This is a genomic window from Ensifer sp. WSM1721 (genome assembly GCF_000513895.2).
GTDB lineage: Bacteria > Pseudomonadota > Alphaproteobacteria > Rhizobiales > Rhizobiaceae > Sinorhizobium.
Map to the genome: position 1 here is coordinate 255,361 of NZ_CP165782.1, position 21,494 is coordinate 276,854.

Here is a 21,494-nt window from a genome sequence, read left to right on the forward strand (position 1 = left end):
CGCTAATGGGTAACGCATGCAGAGCGACGACCACAAGAAGCATGCGCCGGGCCCGGCGAAGGGGGAGGAACACCTCAGCGAGGCCGAGGCGAGACGTGAGCGCTTGGCGAAGAACCTGCGCGACAATCTCCAGCGCCGCAAGCAGCAGATGCGCGCCCGTCGGGCGGGGGCCGCCGACGAGACATCCGGATTGCCTGCCGCAAAATCGGACGAATCGGAAGATTAGGTCCGACCCCGATCCATGGCTGTCCGGTAGGAAATCGCGTTGGGTAGCCGTGTATCGACTCAATGCTGCAGCAGGCTTTGCGTCTCTTGGACGCGCACGCTGTAAGGCGGCGGGGGACGGATGACGCAACGCCTTCCGGTTTCACGCCGTTTCTAATAGCCGCATTTCAAGGCACTTCTAATTTCACGGCTTCTCCACTAAAGAGACGCCCTCCAGCAACAACCGGATCTTGGCAACACCGGATTTTTTCAGAAAGGCGGGCGGCGGCCCGTGCGAGAGGTCTCATGGATCGCATCAGGATTGTAGGCGGAAATGAACTCCACGGGGTTATCCCCATTTCCGGCGCGAAGAACGCCGCCTTGCCGCTGATGATCGCGTCGCTTCTGACCGACGACACGCTGACTTTGGAAAACGTGCCGCATCTCGCCGATGTCGAGCAGTTGATCCGCATCCTCGGCAATCATGGTGCCGATATTTCCGTGAACGGTCGGCGCGAGCGCCAGGGCGAGAGCTATGCCCGCACGATCCATTTCACGAGCCGCAACATCGTCTCGACCACCGCGCCTTACGAGCTCGTCTCGAAGATGCGCGCGAGCTTCTGGGTCATCGGGCCGCTGCTTGCCCGCGAAGGCAAGGCCCGCGTGTCGCTGCCGGGCGGCTGCGCCATCGGCACGCGGCCGGTCGATCTCTTCATAGACGGGCTGACGGCACTCGGCGCCAACATCGAGATCGACGGCGGCTATGTCAACGCGACCGTGCCGGCAGGCGGCCTCGTCGGCGGGCGCTATGTGTTCCCGAAGGTTTCCGTCGGCGCGACGCACGTCTTGATGATGGCGGCGACCCTTGCCAACGGCACGACCGTGCTCGGCAACGCCGCACGCGAGCCCGAGGTCGTCGACCTCGCCAAGTGCCTGAACGCCATGGGAGCGAAGATCACGGGCCAGGGCACGAACACGATCACCGTCGAGGGCGTGCCCTCGCTCTCGGGTGCGCGTCACCGCGTGCTGCCCGACCGCATCGAGACCGGCACCTACGCCATGGCGGTCGCAATGGCAGGCGGCGACGTCATCCTGGAGGACACGGACGCGAGCCTCCTCGAGACGGCGCTCGAGGCGATCCGCCGCACGGGAGCGGAAATCAGCGAGACGAACAGCGGCATCCGCATCGTGCGCAGCGGCGCCGGCATCAAGCCGGTCGACATCGTCACCGATCCTTTCCCCGGCTTCCCGACCGACCTGCAAGCGCAGTTCATGGGACTGATGACGAAGTCGAGCGGCGTGTCCCACATCACCGAGACGATCTTCGAAAACCGCTTCATGCATGTGCAGGAACTCGCGCGTCTCGGCGCCAAGATCTCGCTCTCCGGCCAGACCGCGAAGGTCGAGGGCGTGTCACGGCTGAAGGGCGCACCGGTCATGGCGACCGACCTGCGCGCTTCGGTCTCGCTCGTCATCGCCGGGCTTGCCGCCGAGGGCGAGACCATGGTCTCGCGCGTTTACCATCTCGATCGCGGCTTCGAGCGCCTGGAAGAGAAGCTCACGCGCTGCGGCGCCCATGTGGAGCGCGTCAGCGACTGATCGCCAGGCTCCCGCGCTTGAAACCGTTGCGGTTTCAGGCGCGACGTCCTATGTCCTTTGCGATCACCTGCTTAAATGCGGGGCATGAAAACAGACGGATGGATCGCATGGACGCTTTGAAACTGCTGGCACTCGACGAGGAAGACCTTGGTGTCGTCTCCGCCCATGTGCAGGACGCAGTCTTCAAGGTGGCCGGCATTTCCTATGATCCCCGCCACCGTCAGTTTTCCCTGGTGATCAACCGTTTCGTCTGGGAAAAGGCAGATCGCAGGCGCCGCAGCTTCGAGCGGCGCCGCGCCGTGCTCCTGTTCAAGTGCGTCACAGCGGTGCGTTCGCTGGGCTTCGACCGCACCGATATGGAAGCGGTGCTCGATCTCCTGGCGCTGCGTTTTTCGGTCAGGGGCGAGGGGCCGGAGGGAACGATCGAGCTCGTGCTTGCCGGCGACGCCTCCATCGCCCTCGATGTCGAGTGTATCGAGGCGCAGCTTGCCGATGCGGGTGGTGCATGGGAAACCGCATTCAAGCCGCGCCATCCCGAAGGCGAGTAAACGCCCCCGCAAAAGCCCGCACCAAAAGGATCAACGCATTGGCAATCAGGCTGAACTATCTCGACACGAGCTTCGAACGTGAGTTCGCCGCATTCCTGACCACCAAACGGGAAGTTTCCGAAGACGTCAACGTCGTGGTGCGCGCCATCATCGACGACGTCCGCGCACGCGGCGATGCGGCACTCGCTGACTATTCCGCGCGTTTCGACGGGGTCGACTTCAATGTCACGGGCATGGCGGTGACCGCTGCGGAGATCGATCAGGCGATCGACGCGGTCGCGCCGGAAGTCCTCGGGGCACTCAAGGTTGCCGCGACCCGCATCGAGGCGCATCATGGTCGGCAATTGCCGAAGGACGATCTCTACGAAGACTCGATGGGCGTCGGCCTCGGCTCGCGCTGGACGGCGATCGACGCAGTCGGGCTCTATGTGCCGGGCGGCACGGCGAGCTACCCGAGCTCGGTGCTGATGAACGCGCTTCCGGCCAAGGTCGCCGGTGTGCCGCGCATTGTCATGGTGGTGCCCGCAAGCGGCGGCGCCATCAATCCTGCCGTGCTTGCGGCGGCGCGGCTTGCCGGCGTGGAAGAAATCTACCGAATCGGCGGCGCTCAGGCCGTCGCGGCCCTTGCCTACGGAACCGAGACGATCGCCCCTGTGGCGAAGATTGTCGGGCCCGGAAACGCCTATGTCGCGGCCGCCAAGCGGCAGGTCTTCGGCACAGTTGGCATCGACATGATCGCCGGCCCTTCGGAGGTGTTGGTGATCGCCGACGGCGACAACGAACCGGACTGGATCGCTGCCGATCTCTTGGCGCAGGCCGAGCACGATGCCGGCGCGCAGGCGATCCTGATCACAGACGACGCAGCCTTCGGCGACGCGGTCGAAAAGGCCGTCGAACGGCAGTTGAAGACGCTGCCACGCGCCGAGACGGCAACCGCGAGCTGGCGCGATTTCGGTGCCGTCATCCTGGTCCCGGATCTCGACCAAGCCGTGCCGCTTGCCAATCGCATCGCGCCGGAGCATCTCGAGCTGGCAATGGCCGACCCGGATGCCATGGTCCCGAAGATCCGCAATGCCGGTGCGATCTTCATCGGCCGTCACACGCCTGAGGTCATCGGCGATTATGTCGGCGGCTCTAACCACGTGCTTCCGACGGCGCGCTCGGCCCGCTTCTCCTCCGGTCTCGGCGTGCTTGACTACATGAAGCGAACCTCGATCCTGAGGCTTGGCCCGGACCAATTGCGCATGCTCGGTCCCGCCGCGATCGCTCTCGCCAAATCGGAAGGGCTCGAGGCGCATGCCCGTTCTGTCGCCATCCGCCTCAATCTCGGGGGAGAGGGATGAAGGCCGATCGCCACCTGCGGCTCTGCGATGTCGTGCTGGACGAGACGATCGGCCGCTCGACGCCGGATGTGGAGCACGAGCGCGCGGTTGCGATCTTCGACCTTTTGGAAGAGAACCTGTTCGAACCCGTCGGTCATCCCGGTGGGCCCTACCGCCTCAAACTGTCGCTGGTGGACGCCAAACTCGTTTTTGCGATTTCGACGGATGGCGGCACGGAGGTTGCCACCCACATACTGTCGCTGACGCCCTTTCGCCGGATTGTGAAGGACTATTTCATGATTTGCGAAAGCTATTACGCAGCGATCCGCACCGCGACGCCGAGCCAGATCGAGGCGATCGACATGGGGCGCCGCGGTATCCACAATGAGGGCTCGCAGACGCTGATGGACCGTCTGTCCGGCAAGATCAGGCTGGATTTCGATACGGCGCGCCGGCTGTTCACGCTCGTTTGCGTACTCTACTGGCGGGGCTGACGGAGGCGGAGATGACCGGGATCGCCGCACCACTGCCGAAGATGCCCCGCTCGGTTCTCTTTATGTGCGGCATGAATGCCATCCGCTCGCCCATGGCCGAAGCGCTCGCCCGTGCGGCCTTGCCGAAAGGAACCTATGTGGCCTCCGCGGGGGTGCGGCACGGCGAGCGCGATCCGTTCGTCGACGTCGTTCTCGAGGAGATCGGGCTCACGCTCGGTCGCCATCAGCCGCGCACGCTCGACGAACTTGAAGACGATTACTTCGATATCATCGTCACGCTGGCGCCGGAGGCGCATCACGTGGCGCTTGAATTGACCCGGTCGATGGCCGTCGACGTGGCATATTGGCCGACACCCGACCCGACGGTTGCGACCGGAACCAGAGAGCAGATCGTCGCTGCCTACCGGGCGGTGCGCGACCACCTGGCAGCCTTGATCGCAAGCCGGCTTGTCGCCGAGGAGCGCCGTAAAGGCGCGTGACCGCGGGCCGGGCGCGATCGTGCGCTTGCGCGGGAAATCGCCGCTGGGATGAATTACGGAAAAAGCGGAATCAAAGCGGTTCACAAAGCTGCGGCGATTGTGTAGTTTCCGGCAAATTTTTGAGGATGCGTGACGCATCCGCGAATGAACACAAGAAAGAACAATCCTGCATGGCGAAAGAAGAAGTCCTAGAATTTCCGGGCGTGGTCACCGAATTGCTTCCCAACGCGACCTTCCGCGTGAAGCTCGAGAACGACCATGAGATCATCGCCCACACGGCGGGCCGCATGCGCAAGAACCGCATTCGCGTTCTCGCGGGCGACAAGGTGCTCGTCGAAATGACTCCCTACGACCTGACGAAGGGCCGCATCACCTACCGCTTCAAGTGATTCCCGGCACTTTAGTGAACCCTCCGGGGATTGACGGCCCGTTTCGATGGCAGTGACCCAAAAACTGATACTGGCGTCCGGATCGCCGCGTCGTGTTGAGCTGCTGGCTCAAGCCGGCATCGAGCCCGCGCGGCTGCTGCCGATGGACCTCGACGAAACGCCGAAGCGTTCGGAACATCCGCGCTCGCTTGCGCGGAGGCTGTCTGCCGAGAAGGCGAAGGCAGCGCTCGCGGCGATCAAGGGTGATCCGGCCTGGGAAGGCAGCTACATCCTGGCCGCGGACACCGTCGTTTGCGTCGGCCGGCGCATTCTGCCGAAGCCGGTAATGGTGGGCGAAGCATCGAGCGCCTTGCATCTTCTCTCCGGCCGCAGCCATCGCGTCTACACCGGCATCTGCCTCGTCACCCCCGACCGGACGCTCCGCCAGAAGGTCATCGACACCAAAGTGCGCTTCAAACGCCTTTCCGGCCTCGACATCGAAAGCTATCTCGCTTCCGGCCAATGGCGCGGCAAGGCCGGCGGCTATGCCATCCAGGGCATCGCAGGAAGTTTCGTCGTCAAGCTCGTCGGCTCCTACACCAATGTGGTAGGCTTACCGCTCTACGAAACCGTCAATCTCCTCGTCGGCGAGGGCTATGACGTGCATAACCGTTGGCTGGAAGGCTGAGAATTGACCGGCGAAGGCAAGAAAAGCGGTTCGAACGTCGAACCCCTCCGCCCGACGCGGCCCTGTCCCGAATGCGGCCGCCCGTCCGCGCGGGAGCACTATCCCTTCTGCTCCGAACGCTGCCGCAATATCGACCTCAACCGCTGGCTTTCGGGCTCCTATGCGATTCCGGTTGCCGACGACGAATCGAAAGCGGACGACAGCGACGACCGGTAACGATCCCACATCCGGCGCCTGCTTGCCTCCTGCTCCCGCACGCGGCGCCCCTTTCCGTTCCGTCCCTCCGCGGCGACGGCTGGGGTGAGGGGCGACCCTACCGGTCGCCGCCGGTCGACCCCGCTTCTGATCCGAGATGGGCGCGACCGCGCTTGCGATCTCCCTGAATCCTTTTGCTTTTCGCGGTTCTTCCACCAGCCGGCAAATTCTTCGAAAAAGAGTCATTTGGTGCTGGACACGGCCGAACAAGATGCTATAACCCCGCTCGCTTCCGGGGCGAACGACAGTGCCCCACCGGTTTTCCTTAGAAAAACCGTCGCCGTTGAGGCGGGATGCCCGGATAGCTCAGTTGGTAGAGCAGCGGATTGAAAATCCGCGTGTCGGTGGTTCGAATCCGCCTCCGGGCACCATCACTAAAATCAGGCGCGGATTTTCCCGGTATTTTGGCCCAAAACGTCGACAAAACTCACAGCACTCTGCAGCGCCGTGCGTCTTTTCAGACGCACAAAGGAGCTGTAGCGCTTCACCTGGCGTGAGCTGCAAGCATCCGTTCGACATATGCTGGTTGTCGAGCTAAACGACGGCCGGGACGCAACCTTGTTGCCACCTGGGACACGAGGTCACCTACATCATGAGGAAGGCGGTGACCACGGCAGAAGGCGCTTGAGGCGATGCGCGCCAAGGGCGGATCGCGCGAGAAGGTCATGGAGCATCTGCAACGCAATTAGCAGATCCCGGAGCGATGGCTCTGGGGCATTCAAAGGCCGGGTCCCACCGCCGATCTTTAGGGCTTGGAATTCCCTTTGCCGCCCTTGTTGCCCTTTCCGCCACCCTTGCCCTTTCCGCCGCCAGATCCGCCACCATTACCTGATTTCGCGATTGCTTTTGATGTGAGGCTCGTGGACAGCAGCATAGTCACGGCAGGTGGTGTGACGGCCGCGAATCGGCCGCAAGCTTTCAGGAACTCGCGTCTATCTTCCTCGGGGGGAGAATGTTCCCTTTGAGCCTTCTCCATATGTGCCTCCTCCGGGCTTGGCCGCCGCCTATATTACAGCAATTGCTAAAAAACGAGACATAGCTCTTTGGAGCTAACTCACTTGTACACCCCCTAGCTGCTTGCCGGCATGCTCGCATCCCGCGCTCTTCCGTGGCGCGAATTAGGAGCCCTGCGGGCGATCACAGAAGGTCCCAGAGCGATTTGAGACATCGCGGTTATCTCTGGGACCTCCGGCGCCTCAGCGGCTGACGAGGTTTTCCGCCGACGCGTCCGTAGCAGTATGTATCACGAGAATCCCCATGTAACGGTCCCAGGACCTTTACCCCGATCGCATGGGACTTAAGTCCGTGGATCGGAGCGGCCGAGAGTCCTATGCTTCCTGTTCATAAGCTACAATAACCGATGTTTTTCAGGCGGATTTGCAGACTGGGCCCGAGCGTCAGACACGGGCCCGTTTTCTGCGTGAAAGTCGCTGAAAGGCAAGAATGTCCAATGGCATCTGATCCTCGGTGACCGCCTCCGCCACCAAAATCAGAGTTGATTACTTCCTCCGCAATCGACACGTTTTTTGCCTTACGTGTTTGATTCTGCATTCAAGGCAGTCCGGGGCTGGCGGGAATCCGGATTTTCGATCACAAATAGGCAAGTATGCTTGAGGCTTTGCGGGGTCGTCCTTCGGCGACGGCGGGGGTGTGGGGGATTGGAATGAAGTTCCGCATCTCCGAGGGGGCGCGTTTTTTTCTGCTGGGGCAACGCAAGACGATTTTCGTCGAATCGTCGCAGCAGATTTTTGAGGTCGATGACCTCACGGCCTATTTCACATGCGTACTCGCCGAGCCGGCATCGCTGCGCCAATTGGAGTCGGACCTCGTGGCACGTGGCGCCAGCCGTGCGACGGCACGCGCCTCCGTGCGGAAATACCTTGCTCATTGGTCCCGGCGGGGCCTGCTGGACATCCTCCTTGACGAGGAAGAGGGCCCGCCACTGCGTAGCCAAGCGCTTGATCTTGCGGGAACTACCGTCTCGATAGCCTTTTACGACAGGTCGCTCGCCGACCTCGTGCTGCCCGTTTTCCAGCATCAGGGGGGGCCGGAGCGAAAGTCTTCGATCGTCTACGAGGTAGCAGCCTTCGGCAACCGAGCCTGCATCAGCCGCAATCGCTCCCGTGGAATGATTGTTGCGGCCGATGAGGCGGCGCCGGCGCTTAAGGCCATGCTGACGGACGACGTGCTCGCAAGCCTCGGGAGCAATGTCGCGCTCCATGCCGCGCTGCTTGTAAGGAACCGAAAGGGCATGCTTATTTGCGGCGCGCCGGGGGCCGGCAAGACGACGCTTGCGCTTGCGCTTCTCAAAGCCGGTTTTACCTGTGGTGGGGATGATATCGCGCTTTTGGGTGCGGATGGTCTCGTATGCGGCGTGCCTTTTGCACCGGCACTCAAGCGTGGCTCATGGGGCCTGATCGACGGCATGCGCGATGCAATCGCCGCGGCTCCGATCCACCGCCGTCTCGACAAGAAGAGCGTTCGCTATCTCGCATCGATCCCCTACGCACCGCGCGAAGCGGTGCCGCTTGGCAGCATCGTGCTTCTTCGCCGTCGCAGGAAGGGTCCGGTTGCGATTTCCGCCGTGGAGCCGCCGCGGGTCCTGTCCGAGCTCTTTTCCGGCGCCTTCACGCCGACGGGGCGCCTCGAACTCTCGCAGTTCGAAACCCTGCTCGGCGTCCTTCGCAGCGCTCGCGCGATCGAACTTTCCTATTCGCGGCTCGACGAAGCCGTGGAAGCGTTGAGTCGGCATCATGAAGCGGCATAGCTACCGAAACCTGCTTGCACTTGCGTCCTGCCTCAATGGCAATCCGCCAAGCAGCGTCGACTGGGACGACATCATAGCCTTGGCCAATGAAAGCCTGACCGTTTCTTCCCTCGCCCTGGCGACAAGAAACGCGCAGAACGTGCCACAGGACGTTCGCGAGTACTTGTCTTTGATCTGCGAAAGGAACGCCGAGCGTAATCGCCGGCTGCTGGCGCAACTGACGGAGGCGGTGGATTATCTCAACCGCATCGGTGTCGAGCCCGTTGTCATGAAGGGTGCGGCCATTCTGCTCGCGCAGGAGCCGGACGAGATCGGCGGGCGGATGCTGACCGATCTCGACATGTTCGTCCGTCCTGCCGACATGAGCGCCTCGATAAAAGCACTTCAAAGCATCGGCTATGAAATCCGGCTGGGTAGCGGTTCCTGGCCGGGCAACCCCAAATTCCATCTGCCGGCCGTATTGGAGCGGCCCACCGACGCCGGCAGCATCGATCTTCATTGCCGGCCGAGAGGTCCGGCCTCCTTCAGCGATGTCGAATGGCTGTACGGCCACAGTCGGCGGATTACCCTCGCTGGAAAATCCGTCCATCTCCCGTCAGCCTTCGCCCAGATCGTCTTTCTAATCCTGCATGATCAGTTCCAGGACGGCGACTATTGGCGAGGCTTGATCGACCTGCGCCATCTGCTCGACATAGTGAAGCTCGCTCGCTCCGTTGACGTCGAGTGGGAGGAATTGCGGTCGCTCTTTGCCGCCGGTTACGAACGAAACGCGGTGGACGCACAGATCCTGACGGCGATTGCACTGTTCGGAATCGATGGCGCATCTAAATTGTCGTTCGCAAGACGGGCGCGAATTCAACTGGTGCGGCGGCAGCTCCAGATTGGAAGGAACCATCTCGCCACCCCCTTCACGTTTCTGACGCTTCTAACGGAGGTCTTCTACTATCGGTATTGGGATCGCTTCGGCGGCGAGCCTTATCCCTCGCGCCGACAGGAAACAGCGCGCAAAATTCGCGAAATGAGACGTATTTTCCGCTCGAAACCGCTGGGAAAGCTATGAGGCGAAACGAAAATAGGGTGATGTCGTCACGTTTCCGTTTTGCAGCTAACTTCATGAGAGTAATATGAAATCGGTCTCGCCATTATTATTTTGAATTAATCCGAAGTAAGTCCAAAATTCCAGAGCTGCGCGAAGGTAATCCGATGTTTGCACTATTAATGCATTAGACATCGCTGCATTATACGCAACGTAAAGGGGAGAAATATATGGGTTCCGAAACGCAGAACGAACCGTTGTCGGCGGGCGAAGAAGACCGGCGCGAATTCCTGAAGAGCTGTGGACGATTTGCGGTGGTGACGCCGCCGGCCGTCACCATGCTGCTTTCCACCAGCCTTACCTCCAACGCAATCGCCAAGTCGGGCGGCGGTGGCGGTCGCCCAAAAGGCAATAACGGTTATGGCAACGGAGCGACCGGAACAAATCCCGGCAGCTCTCATGGCGGCGGCGTGGCGCAGGGCGGTCCGGGAGCGGGGCAGTCGCAGGGCGGCTCCAAGTCAGCTAACATCATCAGGTAGGCGGCAAGCGTCGGGTGACGCCGTCGCGTATCGGCCGCTATTCCTAGTCTAGCCACGAGCGATGTGCTGTGCTCCTCGGCACTCACGCGCACAGGGGACGAAGCCGTGCACGAGAGCGGAGCTCGGGCGCAGCCCGTGATGATTTGTTAACCAAGTTGTTACAAAATTCTTGACATCGATGAGGCGGCCGGGCCCTCGCGCCGGCCCGGCCCGTTGCATTCGTCCATTCCTACAGCGCCGCGCGTCTTATCAGACGCGCAAAGGTCGCTGTAGCACTTTGAATGCTGCATGTTTTCATCCTTAAATCGGCTACGATTAAAGGAAACATGCAGTAGGGAGTAGAGGGTAAGGATGTACGAAATGACGGAACACATGATGAGAGTCTTGATGGGCATCATTGCCGCACTTTCGCTCGGCTCCGTGATGTTCCTCATAGCCGTTCTCTAGAGGCCTCAGGAGAAGTGCCAGCGCATCACAGCGCCGACACGTCGATCCATTCCGCACCGGTCAGCTCGGCGATGCGCGAGGGGCTGATATGCACGGCGGCGTTGGTCGCGCCGGCGGCAGGCACGACGACGTCGAAAGCCTTGAGGGATTCGTCGCAATAGACGCAATGAGGCTTGGCAAGACCGAACGGGCAGACTCCACCGACCGGATGCCCCGTCTCCGCCTCGACCTCGTCGAGATCCAGCATGCGCGCCTTGGTGCCGAAACGTGCCTTGTACTTCTTGTTGTCGAGGCGCGCATCGCCGCGCGTGACGATCAGGATAACGTCGTCTCCGACCCGGAGCGCAAGCGTCTTGGCGATCTGCGCCGGTTCGACGCCATGGCCTTCAGCTGCGAGCGCCACGGTCGCAGTGCTCTGTTCGAGCTCGACGACGTCGATATCCGGTGCGTGTTGAGAAAAGAACTGTTTGACGGAGGCTAGGCTCATTTCGGGCTATCTATGCTCTTGAACGAAAGAGAGGCGTCGACGAAGCGCCGTTTCGGCGGTGTCTGCGAATTGGGGGAGGAAAGCGAATGTCTCAGTCGTCGTTCGAGGCGTCAAGGTCTTCGGGGCGTCGGCCCTCCTGCTGCGGCGGCAGATAGCCGTGGCTGGCGAACCAGTTTTCGAGGATCGTCGATATCGCCTGCTCGCGCGTCAACGTGCCGGGGTGATCGCTGATATAGGTTTGCAGTGCCGCTTCGATCTTCTCGGCATAGAACTCGGTCATCTTTTCCTCCGCTTTCTCATTGTGCGGCGACCACGACTGGAGCGTGTCGCTCCCGCGTCCGCGTCTGATCTGTCGGACGGAGGTCGCCGTAGCGGTTGTTATCGCTGAATGATCTTGTCCTCAAACCGGTTCCGATGGTAGGCGAATCCTTGCTCGGATATCGCCATTTCAGGCCTGTTTGACGATGCGGATGAGCGCCAGAAGGATCACGGCACCGATCGTCGCGTGAATAATTGCCGCCATGATACCGGTGCCGAGGGTGATGCCGATCGCCGGAAAGAGATAGCCGGCAATCAGCGCGCCGATGATGCCGACGACGATGTTGCCGATCAGGCCGAATCCGAAGCCGCTAACGATGAGGCCGGCGAGCCAGCCGGCAACAGCGCCGACGATCAGCAAAACCAGAATGCTTTCGATACCCATCAATGTTCCTCTCGGTTGTACCCAGAGGAAAAAGATAGCCGATGATCTTGGATCAGTAGAGGGCAATTCGATCGCGCGGCGATTTTTCTGCGCAAACGGGATTGCCCGCCGCGGACCGGCTATAGCTCGGTCTGCTGTCGCTGCGTCATACGGGGCGAACAAAGGCCTGCTCGTCTGAAAGCCGGGAAGATCCCGGGCCGCATCGACCGGGATCGTGAGTCGGAACACACTATTCTATAGTAGCAGATTCAGACGATGCCGCCGCCACCGCCGCTGACCGCCGGGCGTTCGGAGGCCACCCTGGCGCGGTAGCCGCTCGCTCGATAGGTGGCGACCGGTGCGATTGCGCCACCGCTTTCGAGCCTCGCCATGGCCAGTATCGGCTCGACGTCGGTGCGGAAGGCGGCCTTCAGCGTTTCGGAGGCCATCAGCGCGTCGTTATCCTGCTGATAGGCCTCGAGCGCTCGCCGGTCGACGAGGAGCGCCTGGGCATAGGCGCGGCTCACCTCCATCGCACTCGTCATCAGGCTCTCGATCGGGTCTGTCACATTGTGGCTCTGGTCGAGCATATGCGCCGGCTTGAAGCCTTCCGCGGCCCGTGTCTCGGCATCGACGAGCTCGTTGAAGACGAGGAACAGGCGGTGGGGGTCGATGGAACCCGTATCGAGGTCGTCGTCGCCATATTTCGAATCGTTGAAGTGGAAGCCGCCGAGCTTCCTGAACTGGATCAGCCGGGCGACGATCATCTCGATGTTGACGTTCGGGGCATGATGGCCGAGGTCCACGAGGCAAAACGCCTTGGGCCCAAGCTCTTGTGCGATCAGGTAGTTGGTCCCCCAGTCCTGCACGACCGTCGAATAGAAAGCCGGCTCGTACATCTTGTGTTCGGTGAAGACGCGCCAGTCATCGGGAAGTGCGGCATAAACCTGTTTCATCGAGTCGAGGTAACGCTCGAAGGCGCGGGTGAAGTTGCTCTGCCCAGGAAAATTGGAGCCGTCGCCGATCCACACCGTCAGCGCTCTCGAACCGAGCGCCTTGCCGATTTCGATACATTCGAGATTGTGCTCCACGGCCTGCCGGCGCGTGGCAGCATCGGTATGGCTGAGCGAGCCGAACTTGTAGGAGTGGGCCTGGCCGGGCGCGTCTGAGAAGGTGTTGGAGTTCATCGCGTCGAAGCCCAAGCTGAGCGACATTCCCTTCTCCTTCAGCGCCTTGAGATCGGAAACGTTGTCCCACGGGATGTGCAACGAAACCTTCGGTGTCGCCCGCGTCAATTGCTGGATGACGCCGCAGTCCTCTAGCTTGTCGAAGATATTGCGCGGCTCGCCCGGGCCGGGGAAGCGAGCGAAGCGCGTACCGCCCGTGCCGACGCCCCAGGAGGGAACGGCGACGCCATAGGCGGCAACCTTGTTCTTGATCGCATCGATGTCGATGCCGCGGCCCGAGAGCCGCTCGCCGAGACTGTCGTAGTCGCGCTTGAGCGCTGGCTCGCGGCTTGCGTTCTCGGCATTCAGAACGGACGTGCTGATCATCTCTGTCATGATTTGCCTCCGACTCAGCGGGTGAAGGACTGGGCATTGCCCGCGTCGACATTGATGATGTTGCCGGTCGATTTCGCCGACATGTCGGAAGCGAGGAAGTAAATGGCCTCTGCGATGTCCTCTGGGAAGACGCTGCGCTTCAGCATCGACCGCTCGCGGTAATGCGCCTCCAGCTCGTCGACCTCCATCTTGTAGGCGGCTGCGCGCTGTTCCTTCCATTCGCCGGTCCAGATCTTGGAACCGCGCAGCACCGCATCGGGGTTGACGACATTGACGCGGATCTGCGCCGCCGCGCCTTCGAGTGCCAGGCACCGGGCAAGGTGGATCTCGGCGGCCTTGGCGGTGCAATAGGCGGACGCGCCGGGCGAGGCGGCAAGGCCGTTCTTCGAGGCGACGAAGACGATATTGCCTCCCGCCCTCTGATTGCGGAAGATGCGGAAGGCTTCGCGCGACACCAGGAAATAGCCGGTTGCGAGGATGTCCATGTTCTTGTTCCAGAGCGCCAGCGTTGTGTCCTCGACCGCCGCCGACGAGGCGAGGCCGGCATTGGAGACGAGGATGTCGAGGCCGCCGAAGGCGAGAAGCGCGTCGCCGAAGCCCGATTCGACCGCCGCTTCGCTCGTCACGTTCATATTGACGGAACGGACGAAGTCCTTGCCGTAACGCCCGGCAAGCTCGATTTGCGCTGCTTCGAGAGCCGCTTCATCGATGTCGGCGAGCACGACGCAGGCGCCTTCCTGCATCAGCCGGTTGGCCGTCGCCTTACCGATGCCACCGGCGCCGCCGGTGACGAGCGCGATACGCCCGGCGAGGCTCTTCGGTTTCGGCATGCGCTGGAGTTTCGCTTCCTCCAGCAGCCAGTATTCGATGTCGAAGGCTTCCTGCTCGGGCAGGCCGACATAGGTCGACACGCCGGAAGCGCCGCGCATCACGTTGATGGCGTTGACGTAGAACTCGCCGGAAATGCGCGCCGTCGCCTTGTCCTTGGCGAAGGTGATCATGCCGACGCCCGGCACGAGATAGACGACGGCGTTCGGATCGCGCATCGCCGGGCTGTCGACACGCTTGCAGCGCTCGTAATAGGCGGCGTAGTCGGCGCGGTAGGCGGCCACCGCCTCGGGCAGGCCGGCAAGGGTCTTTTCAATGTCCGGCTTCGCCGGGTCGAAATCGATCACCAGAGGCCGGATTTTCGTTCTGAGGAAGTGGTCGGGGCAGCTCGTGCCGAGCGCCGCCAGCGGCTCCAGATTGGTGGAGGTCACGAAGTCGAGCACCGCCTGGCTGTCGTCGAAGTGGCCGACTTTATTCTCTTCGGCGCTGATCATGCCGCGGATCACCGGCATCAGCTTCTTGGCGACGGCTGCGCGCTCGGCGGGGGCAAGCGTCGGTTTCGCCTGCCCACCGAAGGCCGGGGGCGCATTTTCAGCCTCGAACCAGGCGATGGCCCGGTTGATGATCCCGATCGTCGTCTCGTAGGCTTCTTTCGCCGTGTCGCCCCAGGTGAAGAGGCCGTGGCTTTCGAGCACCACGCCGCGCGCGCTGGGGTTTTCGAGGCAGAACTTCTCGAGCCAGAGGCCGAGCTCGTAGCCCGGACGCTTCCACGGCAGCCAGCCTATCTCGTTGCCGAAGATCTTCTGCGTCAATTCCTTGCTGTTCTTGGAGGCGGCGATGGCGATGATCGCGTCCGGATGCATGTGGTCGACGTGCGCCTTCGGCACATAGGCGTGCAGCGGCGTGTCGATCGAGGCGGCGCGCGGATTGAGATTGAAGGTGCAATGCAGCAGGTAGCCGACCATCTCGTCTTCGAATTCGACGCCGCGATAGATGCCTTTGAGCGCCCGGAGCTTGTCCATATAGAGGGTCGCGAAGCCGTCCATCTTGATCGTGCCGACGTCGCCGCCCGAGCCCTTGACCCAGAGGACCTCGACCATCTCGCCGGTGAGCGGGTCCTTCTCCATGACTTTGGCGGAGGTATTGCCCCCGCCGTAATTGGTGATGCGCTTGTCCGAACCGAGAAGATTCGAGCGGTAGAGAAGCTTCTCCGGCTCGGTCATGCCTGCCGCCTTGCCCTCGTCCCAGAGATTGGTCAGGCGTGCGCCCTGTTGCTTGTCGAGCATCTTCATTCCTCCCGGGTCAGCTGGCCGCGGCGCACAGGACCGCGGCGATATCGTTGCACTCAGATCACACGGTGAATGCATGGATGTCAATCAAAAACGATCAAAAACGCGCATATTGCGTCGCACAATGAAAAAATATGATTGATCATGATTGACAATGCTCGGGACTGGTGGAAGCATGCACGACATCGGAGGAGCGCATGCACGAGAAAGAAAGACATAGGATCATCCTGTCGGCGGTGCAGGAAAAGCCGGTCGTGACCGTGCCTGAGCTCGTGGACCTGACCGGCAGCTCGGAGGCGACGATCCGCCGCGACATCGCCGCGCTGCATGTGCAGAAGCGCCTGCGGCGGGTGCGCGGCGGCGCCGAAGCCATCAATCCGCCGCAGTTCGTCGGCCTCGCCGGCCGCCCCTTCAGCGTCAACGAGGGGCTGCATGCACGTGAGAAGCAGGCGATCGCCCGCGAGGCGGTGGCACTTTGCCAGGACGGCGAGCCGATCATCATCAATGGCGGCACGACGACCTTCCAGATGGTGCATTTTCTGGCGAACCGAAGGATGCAGGTCTTCACCAATTCCTTTCCGATCGCCGAGCACCTGCTCAAGCACTCGAAGAATACGGTGATGCTCTCGGGCGGCACGATCTATCGCGAGCAGAACATCATTCTCAGCCCCTTCGACAACGACGTGACGCGCAACTTCTATGCGCGGCGCATGTTCATGGGTGCGCAGGGGCTCGGACCACTCGGCTTGATGGAGGCCGATCCGCTCCTGATCCAGGCCGAGCAGAAGCTGATCGACCAGGCCGACGAACTGGTGGTGCTCGTCGATTCCTCGAAATTTCACAGGCGCTCGAGTCTCATTCTCTGCGGCTTGAAGCGCATTGCCACCGTGATCACCGATACGGGCATCGAGGACAGACATGCCTCGATGCTCGAAAATGCCGGCGTCAGCCTGATCATCGCCAATGCGAAGGCGGCGAGCGACGCCGAAACTGCTTCAACATCCGCCGGAGGCGGATGAGGAGAGGGGGAACGGCCTCCCCGGCGAAGCCCAGGGAAGGTCTCCAGAGTTGTCGGGCCGGACGCATCCATTCCGAATGCGGGCCCAAGGGAGGAGAAAGTGATGAAGATCCTGAAATCATTGATGGTCACGGCCGCCGTTGCGGTCGCGTTGATGGCCAATGCCGCTCATGCGGAGACGAAGAAGATCGCGCTCGTCGTCAAGGCGCTCGGCATCGGCTTCTTCGAGGCCGCCAACAAGGGCGCCCAGGAAGCCGCCAAGGAATTGGGCGACGTCGAGGTCATCTATACCGGCCCGACCTCGACGACGGCGGAAGGTCAGATCGAGGTGATCAACTCGCTGATCGCCCAGAAGGTGGATGCGATCGCGGTTTCGGCCAATGACACCGACGCGCTCGTGCCGGCGCTGAAGAAGGCGATGGACCGCGGCATCAAGGTCATTTCTTGGGATTCGGGTGTGGCCAAGGAAGGCCGGATGATGCACCTCAATCCCTCGTCGAACGCGCTGATCGGCAACATGATCATCAAGCTTGCCGCCGACCATCTGCCGGAAGGCGGCGACGTCGCCGTGCTCTCGGCATCGGCAACCGCCACCAACCAGAACACCTGGATCGCCGAGATGAAGAAGGTCCAGGGCAACTACAAGGGCATCAATGTCGTGACGACCGTCTATGGCGATGACCTTGCCGACAAGTCCTATCGCGAGACGCAAGGCCTCATCCAGTCCTATCCGAACCTGAAGGCGATCATCGCTCCGACCTCGGTCGGCATCGTCGCCGCGGCGCAGGCCGTCACCGACGCCGGCAAGATCGGCCAGATCAACGTCACCGGCCTCGGCCTGCCGTCCGAAATGGCCGGCCACGTTAAGTCCGGCGCCTCGAAGTCCTTCGCCATCTGGAACCCGATCGACCTCGGCTATTCGGCAACGATGATCGCCTATGACCTCATCGGCGGCGCGGAAGCGAAGCCCGGCGCGGAACTGAAGATGGGCCGCATGGGCACGGTCAAGCTCGACGAAAACAATGAAGGCGCTATGGCCGACCCGTTCGTCTATGATGCCAAGAACGTCGAGGAATTCGCGAAGATCTTCTGATCTGAGGGGATGAGGGGTGTTGCGCCCCTCATCCGGCCTGCCGGCCACCTTCTCCCCGCAGGCGGGGAGAAGGGAACAGCCGGCGACGCCTCGCCCCTTATTGACGCTAGCGGAAACCGCGGGCTCCGAAGGGGTCCCTCTCCCCGCGAGCGGGGAGCGAGTTGGTCCTCGGGTTAAACCCGAGGAGAGGGGCAGCCGCGCCGTGAGAGCCTCATGAACGACCGCCGCCCGATTGAAACGACTGAAATTGGTGGACTCTCTCTTGTTGCAGGATAAAACCACATCGCGGATGAAGCCCGCCATCACGCTCGAGGGCATCTCGAAATCCTTCCCCGGCGTGCGCGCTCTTTCGGATGTCTCGCTCGCGCTCTATCCGGGGTCGGTGACGGCACTGATCGGCGAAAACGGCGCCGGCAAGTCGACGCTGGTCAAGATCCTGACCGGCATCTATCAGCCCGATGCCGGGGTGATCCGGGTCGCCGACGCGGAGACGACGTTCCCGACAGCGCTTGCCGCGTCGCGCGCCGGAGTCACCGCGATCCATCAGGAGACGGTCCTCTTCGACGAACTCTCCGTCGCCGAAAACATCTTTCTCGGCCATGCACCGCGCAACCGCTTCGGCTTCATCGACTGGAAGAAGCTCAATGCCGACGCCGCAGCCCTGCTTCATCGTGCGGGGGCGGATTTCGACCCGACGATCCGCCTGCGCGATCTCGGCATCGCCAAGAAGCATCTGGTCGCGATTGCCCGCGCCCTCTCGGTCGATGCCCGCGTCGTCATCATGGACGAGCCGACGGCGGCGCTGTCGCACAAGGAGATCCACGAGCTCTACGCGCTGGTCGAGCGGCTCAAGGCTGACGGCAAGGCGATCCTTTTTATAAGCCACAAGTTCGACGAGATCTTCCGCATCGCCGACCGCTACACGGTCTTCCGCGATGGCGCGATGGTCGGCGAGGGGCTGATCGCGGATGTGAGCCAGGACGATCTCGTGCGCATGATGGTCGGCCGCGCCGTCGGCTCGGTCTACCCAAAGAAGGAGGTCGCGATCGGCGAGCCTGTGCTCACCGTTTCGGGCTATCGCCATCCGACCGAGTTCGAGGACATCAATTTCGAGCTGAGGCGCGGCGAGATCCTCGGCTTCTACGGCCTCGTCGGCGCCGGACGCTCGGAATTCATGCAGTCGCTGATCGGCATCACCCGCCCGTCGGCTGGAGCGGTGAAGCTCGACGGCCAGGTGCTGGTGATCCGTAGTCCGGCCGAGGCAATCCGCGCCGGCATCGTCTACGTCCCGGAGGAGCGCGGCCGCCAGGGCGCGATCATCGGCATGCCGATCTTCCAGAACGTGACCCTGCCGTCGCTCTCGCACACCTCGCGCTCCGGCTTCCTGAAGCTCGCTAACGAGTTCGCGCTGGCGCGTGAATATACGTCGAGGCTCGACTTGCGCGCGGCCTCGCTCGACCAGGATGTCGGCACCCTTTCCGGCGGCAATCAGCAGAAGGTGGTGATCGCCAAATGGTTGGCGACGAGGCCGAAGGTCATCATACTGGACGAGCCGACCAAGGGCATCGATATCGGCTCCAAAGCCGCCGTCCACGCCTTCATGAGCGAACTCGCCGCCCAGGGCCTGAGCGTCGTCATGGTCTCCTCGGAAATTCCTGAAATCATGGGCATGTCCGATCGCGTCATCGTCATGCGCGAGGGCCGCATCGCCGGCCGTTTCGACCGGGCCGAACTAACGGCCGAAAAGCTCGTCCGTGCCGCCGCCGGCATCGAAGCGCAAGTCAATGGCAGGGCAGCATGATGGCAAAGCTCCTCAAGAATCGCGAAATCCTGCTCGTTGCGGCGATCGCCGTGCTCGTCGCCTTGATCGCGCTGCGCTTTCCCGCCTTCGTGGCGCCGGCAAACCTCGCCCGCGTCTACAACGACACCTCCATCCTTATCATCCTGGCGCTCGGGCAGATGGCCGTGATCCTCACCCGATGCATCGATCTGTCGATGGCGGCGAATCTCGCGCTCTGCGGCATGGTCGCGGCCATGCTGAACAGCGCCGTTCCCGGCCTGCCGGTTCCGCTCGTCATCATCGCCGCCATGGCACTCGGCGGCGTGCTGGGCACGATCAACGGAACGCTCGTCTGGAAGCTCAACATCCCGCCGATCGTCGTCACCCTCGGGACGCTGACGATCTATCGTGGCCTGATCTTCCTCCTGACGGACGGCAAGTGGATCAACGCGCATGAGATGAGCGACGCGTTCAAGGCTCTGCCGCGGCTGGATCTTGCCGGCATGCCGGTACTCTCCTGGGTGTCGCTCGCGATGATCGTGCTTATGTTCGTTGTCATGGGCCGCACGCCGCTCGGCCGCGCCTTCTATGCCGTCGGCGGCAATCCGCATGCTGCCGTTTACACCGGCATCGATGTCGGCCGCACGCGCTTCTTCGCCTATTGGCTGTCGGGCACCCTTGCGGGGCTTTCGGGCTATCTCTGGGTTTCACGCTATGCGGTCGCCTATGTGGACATCGCCGCCGGCTTCGAGCTCGACATTATCGCTGCCTGCGTCATCGGTGGCATCTCGATCGCGGGCGGCATCGGCTCGGTGCCGGGAGCCGTGCTCGGCGCGCTGTTCCTCGGCGTGATCAAGAACGCTCTGCCGGTCATCAACATCTCACCCTTCGCGCAGATGGCGATTTCCGGGACGGTCATCATCATCGCCGTTGCCGTCAACGCCCGCGCCGAGCGCCGCAAGGGCAGGGTCATTCTCAAGAAAGCGGAGGCTGTCTGATGGCGGACGCCCAAATCTCCCCCCGCAACGTCCCCGATCGTCTTGAGGGGCGTGGCGCGCGCCTCCTCAAAAGCTGGGAGTCGCTGCTCATCGTCGTGGCGGCCGCCATCTTCCTCGGCAATTCGCTCGCCTCGCCCTATTTCCTCGATCCGTGGAATCTCTCCGACGCCACCTTCAACTTCACCGAAAAGGCGATGATCGCCTTCGCCATGGCGCTGGTGATCATTTCCGGCGAGATCGACCTCTCGGTCGCATCGATCATTGCGCTTGTCTCGACCGCCATGGGCTATGCCGTCCAACTCGGCTTCGACACGCCGGCGATCGTCGCGATCGGCCTCGGCGTCGGGCTCATTTGCGGCCTCGTCAACGGGCTCCTGATTACCGGCCTCGGACTGCCGTCGATCGTGGTGACGATCGGCACCATGAGCCTGTTTCGCGGCCTCTCCTTTATCGTCCTCGGCGACCAAGCCTTCACCGGCTATCCGGAAAGCTTCGCCTGGTTCGGCCAAGGCTATGTCTGGTGGGTCTTCTCCTTAGAGTTCACGCTCTTCGTTCTGCTCGCCGTCGTCTACGGCGTGCTCCTGCACAAGACGAATTTCGGCCGCGCCGTCTATGCCATCGGCAACAACCAGACGGCAGCACTGTTCTCCGGCGTCCGCGTGGCGCGGGTGAAATTCACGCTGTTCCTGCTTACCGGCTTGATGGCGGGGCTTGCCTCGATCTGCCTCACCTCGCGTCTCGGCTCCACCCGTCCCTCGATCGCGCTCGGCTGGGAACTCGAAGTCGTGACGATGGTGGTGCTCGGCGGTGTCAACATTCTCGGCGGTTCGGGCACGATACCGGGTGTCGTGCTGGCGGCGCTGATCATGGGTATGGTCACCTTCGGCTTCGGCCTCTTGAACGTGCCCGGCATCGTCATGTCGATCTTTATCGGCCTGCTCCTGATCTCGGTCATCGCCTTGCCGATCCTCTGGCAGCGCGCCCGTCGCCGTCTTGCGCATTGAGGTCTGA

General features: G+C 62.2%; 23 protein-coding genes and 1 tRNA gene. 18 read left to right on the forward strand and 6 right to left on the reverse strand.

Annotated elements, in window-relative coordinates:
• Positions 1-16: 16 nt before the first annotated feature.
• The 10 genes from M728_RS01125 to M728_RS01170 all read left to right on the forward strand — a co-directional run bounded on the left by M728_RS01125 (position 17) and on the right by M728_RS01170 (position 6,328).
• On the forward strand, positions 17-226 hold the full coding sequence (locus M728_RS01125) for a hypothetical protein (protein WP_026618204.1): 210 nt from the start codon (positions 17-19) through the stop codon (positions 224-226).
• 284 nt (positions 227-510) lie between these two features.
• A complete protein-coding gene (gene murA, locus M728_RS01130; RefSeq protein ID WP_026618205.1) occupies positions 511-1,803 on the forward strand; it encodes a UDP-N-acetylglucosamine 1-carboxyvinyltransferase in 1,293 nt (430 codons plus the stop codon).
• A gap of 107 nt (positions 1,804-1,910) precedes the next feature.
• The gene (locus tag M728_RS01135; protein ID WP_026618206.1) at positions 1,911-2,351 is read left to right on the forward strand and encodes a DUF2948 family protein; all 441 of its coding nucleotides are present in this window, start codon (positions 1,911-1,913) and stop codon (positions 2,349-2,351) included.
• A gap of 38 nt (positions 2,352-2,389) precedes the next feature.
• On the forward strand, positions 2,390-3,694 hold the full coding sequence (gene hisD, locus M728_RS01140; protein WP_026618207.1) for a histidinol dehydrogenase: 1,305 nt from the start codon (positions 2,390-2,392) through the stop codon (positions 3,692-3,694).
• The gene (locus tag M728_RS01145; protein ID WP_026613268.1) at positions 3,691-4,167 is read left to right on the forward strand and encodes a UPF0262 family protein; all 477 of its coding nucleotides are present in this window, start codon (positions 3,691-3,693) and stop codon (positions 4,165-4,167) included. The genes hisD and M728_RS01145 overlap by 4 nt, the downstream gene beginning before the upstream one ends.
• Before the next feature lie 11 nt (positions 4,168-4,178).
• Positions 4,179-4,646 (forward strand): low molecular weight phosphatase family protein, encoded by a 468-nt coding sequence (locus M728_RS01150; protein WP_026618208.1) that lies wholly within the window; start codon positions 4,179-4,181, stop codon positions 4,644-4,646.
• A 170-nt stretch (positions 4,647-4,816) separates the two neighbouring features.
• Complete coding sequence (infA, locus tag M728_RS01155) at positions 4,817-5,035, forward strand: translation initiation factor IF-1 (protein WP_014327290.1); 219 nt, start codon at positions 4,817-4,819, stop codon at positions 5,033-5,035.
• A 46-nt stretch (positions 5,036-5,081) separates the two neighbouring features.
• Positions 5,082-5,702 (forward strand): Maf-like protein, encoded by a 621-nt coding sequence (locus M728_RS01160; RefSeq protein WP_026618209.1) that lies wholly within the window; start codon positions 5,082-5,084, stop codon positions 5,700-5,702.
• A gap of 3 nt (positions 5,703-5,705) precedes the next feature.
• Positions 5,706-5,918 carry a DNA gyrase inhibitor YacG gene (gene yacG / locus M728_RS01165; protein ID WP_026618210.1) on the forward strand — a complete coding sequence of 71 codons (213 nt, stop codon included), beginning with the start codon at positions 5,706-5,708 and terminating at the stop codon, positions 5,916-5,918.
• 334 nt (positions 5,919-6,252) lie between these two features.
• Positions 6,253-6,328, forward strand: a tRNA-Phe gene (locus M728_RS01170).
• A 374-nt stretch (positions 6,329-6,702) separates the two neighbouring features.
• Here the strand turns inward: M728_RS01170 and M728_RS01175 are convergent.
• Positions 6,703-6,933: a hypothetical protein gene (locus M728_RS01175; RefSeq protein WP_084044198.1), complete on the reverse strand. Its 231-nt coding sequence runs from the start codon at positions 6,931-6,933 to the stop codon at positions 6,703-6,705.
• Between the two features lie 687 nt (positions 6,934-7,620).
• Between M728_RS01175 and M728_RS01180 the strand changes: the two genes are divergently transcribed.
• The 3 genes from M728_RS01180 to M728_RS01190 all read left to right on the forward strand — a co-directional run bounded on the left by M728_RS01180 (position 7,621) and on the right by M728_RS01190 (position 10,299).
• Entirely contained in the window at positions 7,621-8,724 is a 1,104-nt protein-coding gene (locus M728_RS01180) for a serine kinase (RefSeq protein ID WP_026618211.1), read from the forward strand.
• A complete protein-coding gene (locus M728_RS01185) occupies positions 8,711-9,784 on the forward strand; it encodes a nucleotidyltransferase family protein (protein ID WP_026618212.1) in 1,074 nt (357 codons plus the stop codon). The genes M728_RS01180 and M728_RS01185 overlap by 14 nt, the downstream gene beginning before the upstream one ends.
• Positions 9,785-9,990: 206 nt before the next feature.
• Positions 9,991-10,299, forward strand: coding sequence for a hypothetical protein (locus M728_RS01190; RefSeq protein ID WP_026618213.1), 309 nt, complete (start codon positions 9,991-9,993; stop codon positions 10,297-10,299).
• 472 nt (positions 10,300-10,771) lie between these two features.
• On the opposite strand, the gene M728_RS01195 is transcribed toward M728_RS01190, so the two are convergent.
• The 5 genes from M728_RS01195 to M728_RS01215 all read right to left on the reverse strand — a co-directional run bounded on the left by M728_RS01195 (position 10,772) and on the right by M728_RS01215 (position 15,591).
• The gene (locus M728_RS01195) at positions 10,772-11,233 is read right to left on the reverse strand and encodes a YbaK/EbsC family protein (RefSeq protein WP_026618215.1); all 462 of its coding nucleotides are present in this window, start codon (positions 11,231-11,233) and stop codon (positions 10,772-10,774) included.
• A 91-nt stretch (positions 11,234-11,324) separates the two neighbouring features.
• Positions 11,325-11,513 carry a hypothetical protein gene (locus M728_RS01200; protein ID WP_026618216.1) on the reverse strand — a complete coding sequence of 63 codons (189 nt, stop codon included), beginning with the start codon at positions 11,511-11,513 and terminating at the stop codon, positions 11,325-11,327.
• 168 nt (positions 11,514-11,681) lie between these two features.
• The gene (locus M728_RS01205; protein ID WP_026613257.1) at positions 11,682-11,936 is read right to left on the reverse strand and encodes a GlsB/YeaQ/YmgE family stress response membrane protein; all 255 of its coding nucleotides are present in this window, start codon (positions 11,934-11,936) and stop codon (positions 11,682-11,684) included.
• Between the two features lie 248 nt (positions 11,937-12,184).
• The gene (rhaI, locus tag M728_RS01210; RefSeq protein WP_026618217.1) at positions 12,185-13,477 is read right to left on the reverse strand and encodes an L-rhamnose catabolism isomerase; all 1,293 of its coding nucleotides are present in this window, start codon (positions 13,475-13,477) and stop codon (positions 12,185-12,187) included.
• A 14-nt stretch (positions 13,478-13,491) separates the two neighbouring features.
• Positions 13,492-15,591, reverse strand: a complete 2,100-nt coding sequence (locus tag M728_RS01215; protein WP_026618218.1) for a bifunctional rhamnulose-1-phosphate aldolase/short-chain dehydrogenase — start codon at positions 15,589-15,591, stop codon at positions 13,492-13,494.
• 200 nt (positions 15,592-15,791) lie between these two features.
• Between M728_RS01215 and M728_RS01220 the strand changes: the two genes are divergently transcribed.
• The 5 genes from M728_RS01220 to M728_RS01240 all read left to right on the forward strand — a co-directional run bounded on the left by M728_RS01220 (position 15,792) and on the right by M728_RS01240 (position 21,487).
• Positions 15,792-16,613: a DeoR/GlpR family DNA-binding transcription regulator gene (locus tag M728_RS01220; protein WP_026618219.1), complete on the forward strand. Its 822-nt coding sequence runs from the start codon at positions 15,792-15,794 to the stop codon at positions 16,611-16,613.
• Positions 16,614-16,715: 102 nt separating this feature from the next.
• On the forward strand, positions 16,716-17,705 hold the full coding sequence (gene rhaS, locus M728_RS01225) for a rhamnose ABC transporter substrate-binding protein (protein WP_026618220.1): 990 nt from the start codon (positions 16,716-16,718) through the stop codon (positions 17,703-17,705).
• Positions 17,706-17,994: 289 nt separating this feature from the next.
• On the forward strand, positions 17,995-19,506 hold the full coding sequence (locus tag M728_RS01230) for a sugar ABC transporter ATP-binding protein (protein ID WP_026618221.1): 1,512 nt from the start codon (positions 17,995-17,997) through the stop codon (positions 19,504-19,506).
• Positions 19,503-20,483, forward strand: a complete 981-nt coding sequence (locus tag M728_RS01235; RefSeq protein WP_026618222.1) for an ABC transporter permease — start codon at positions 19,503-19,505, stop codon at positions 20,481-20,483. The genes M728_RS01230 and M728_RS01235 overlap by 4 nt, the downstream gene beginning before the upstream one ends.
• Positions 20,483-21,487: an ABC transporter permease gene (locus M728_RS01240; protein WP_026618223.1), complete on the forward strand. Its 1,005-nt coding sequence runs from the start codon at positions 20,483-20,485 to the stop codon at positions 21,485-21,487. Before M728_RS01235 ends, M728_RS01240 begins: the two co-directional genes overlap by 1 nt.
• The last annotated feature ends 7 nt before the right edge of the window (positions 21,488-21,494 follow it).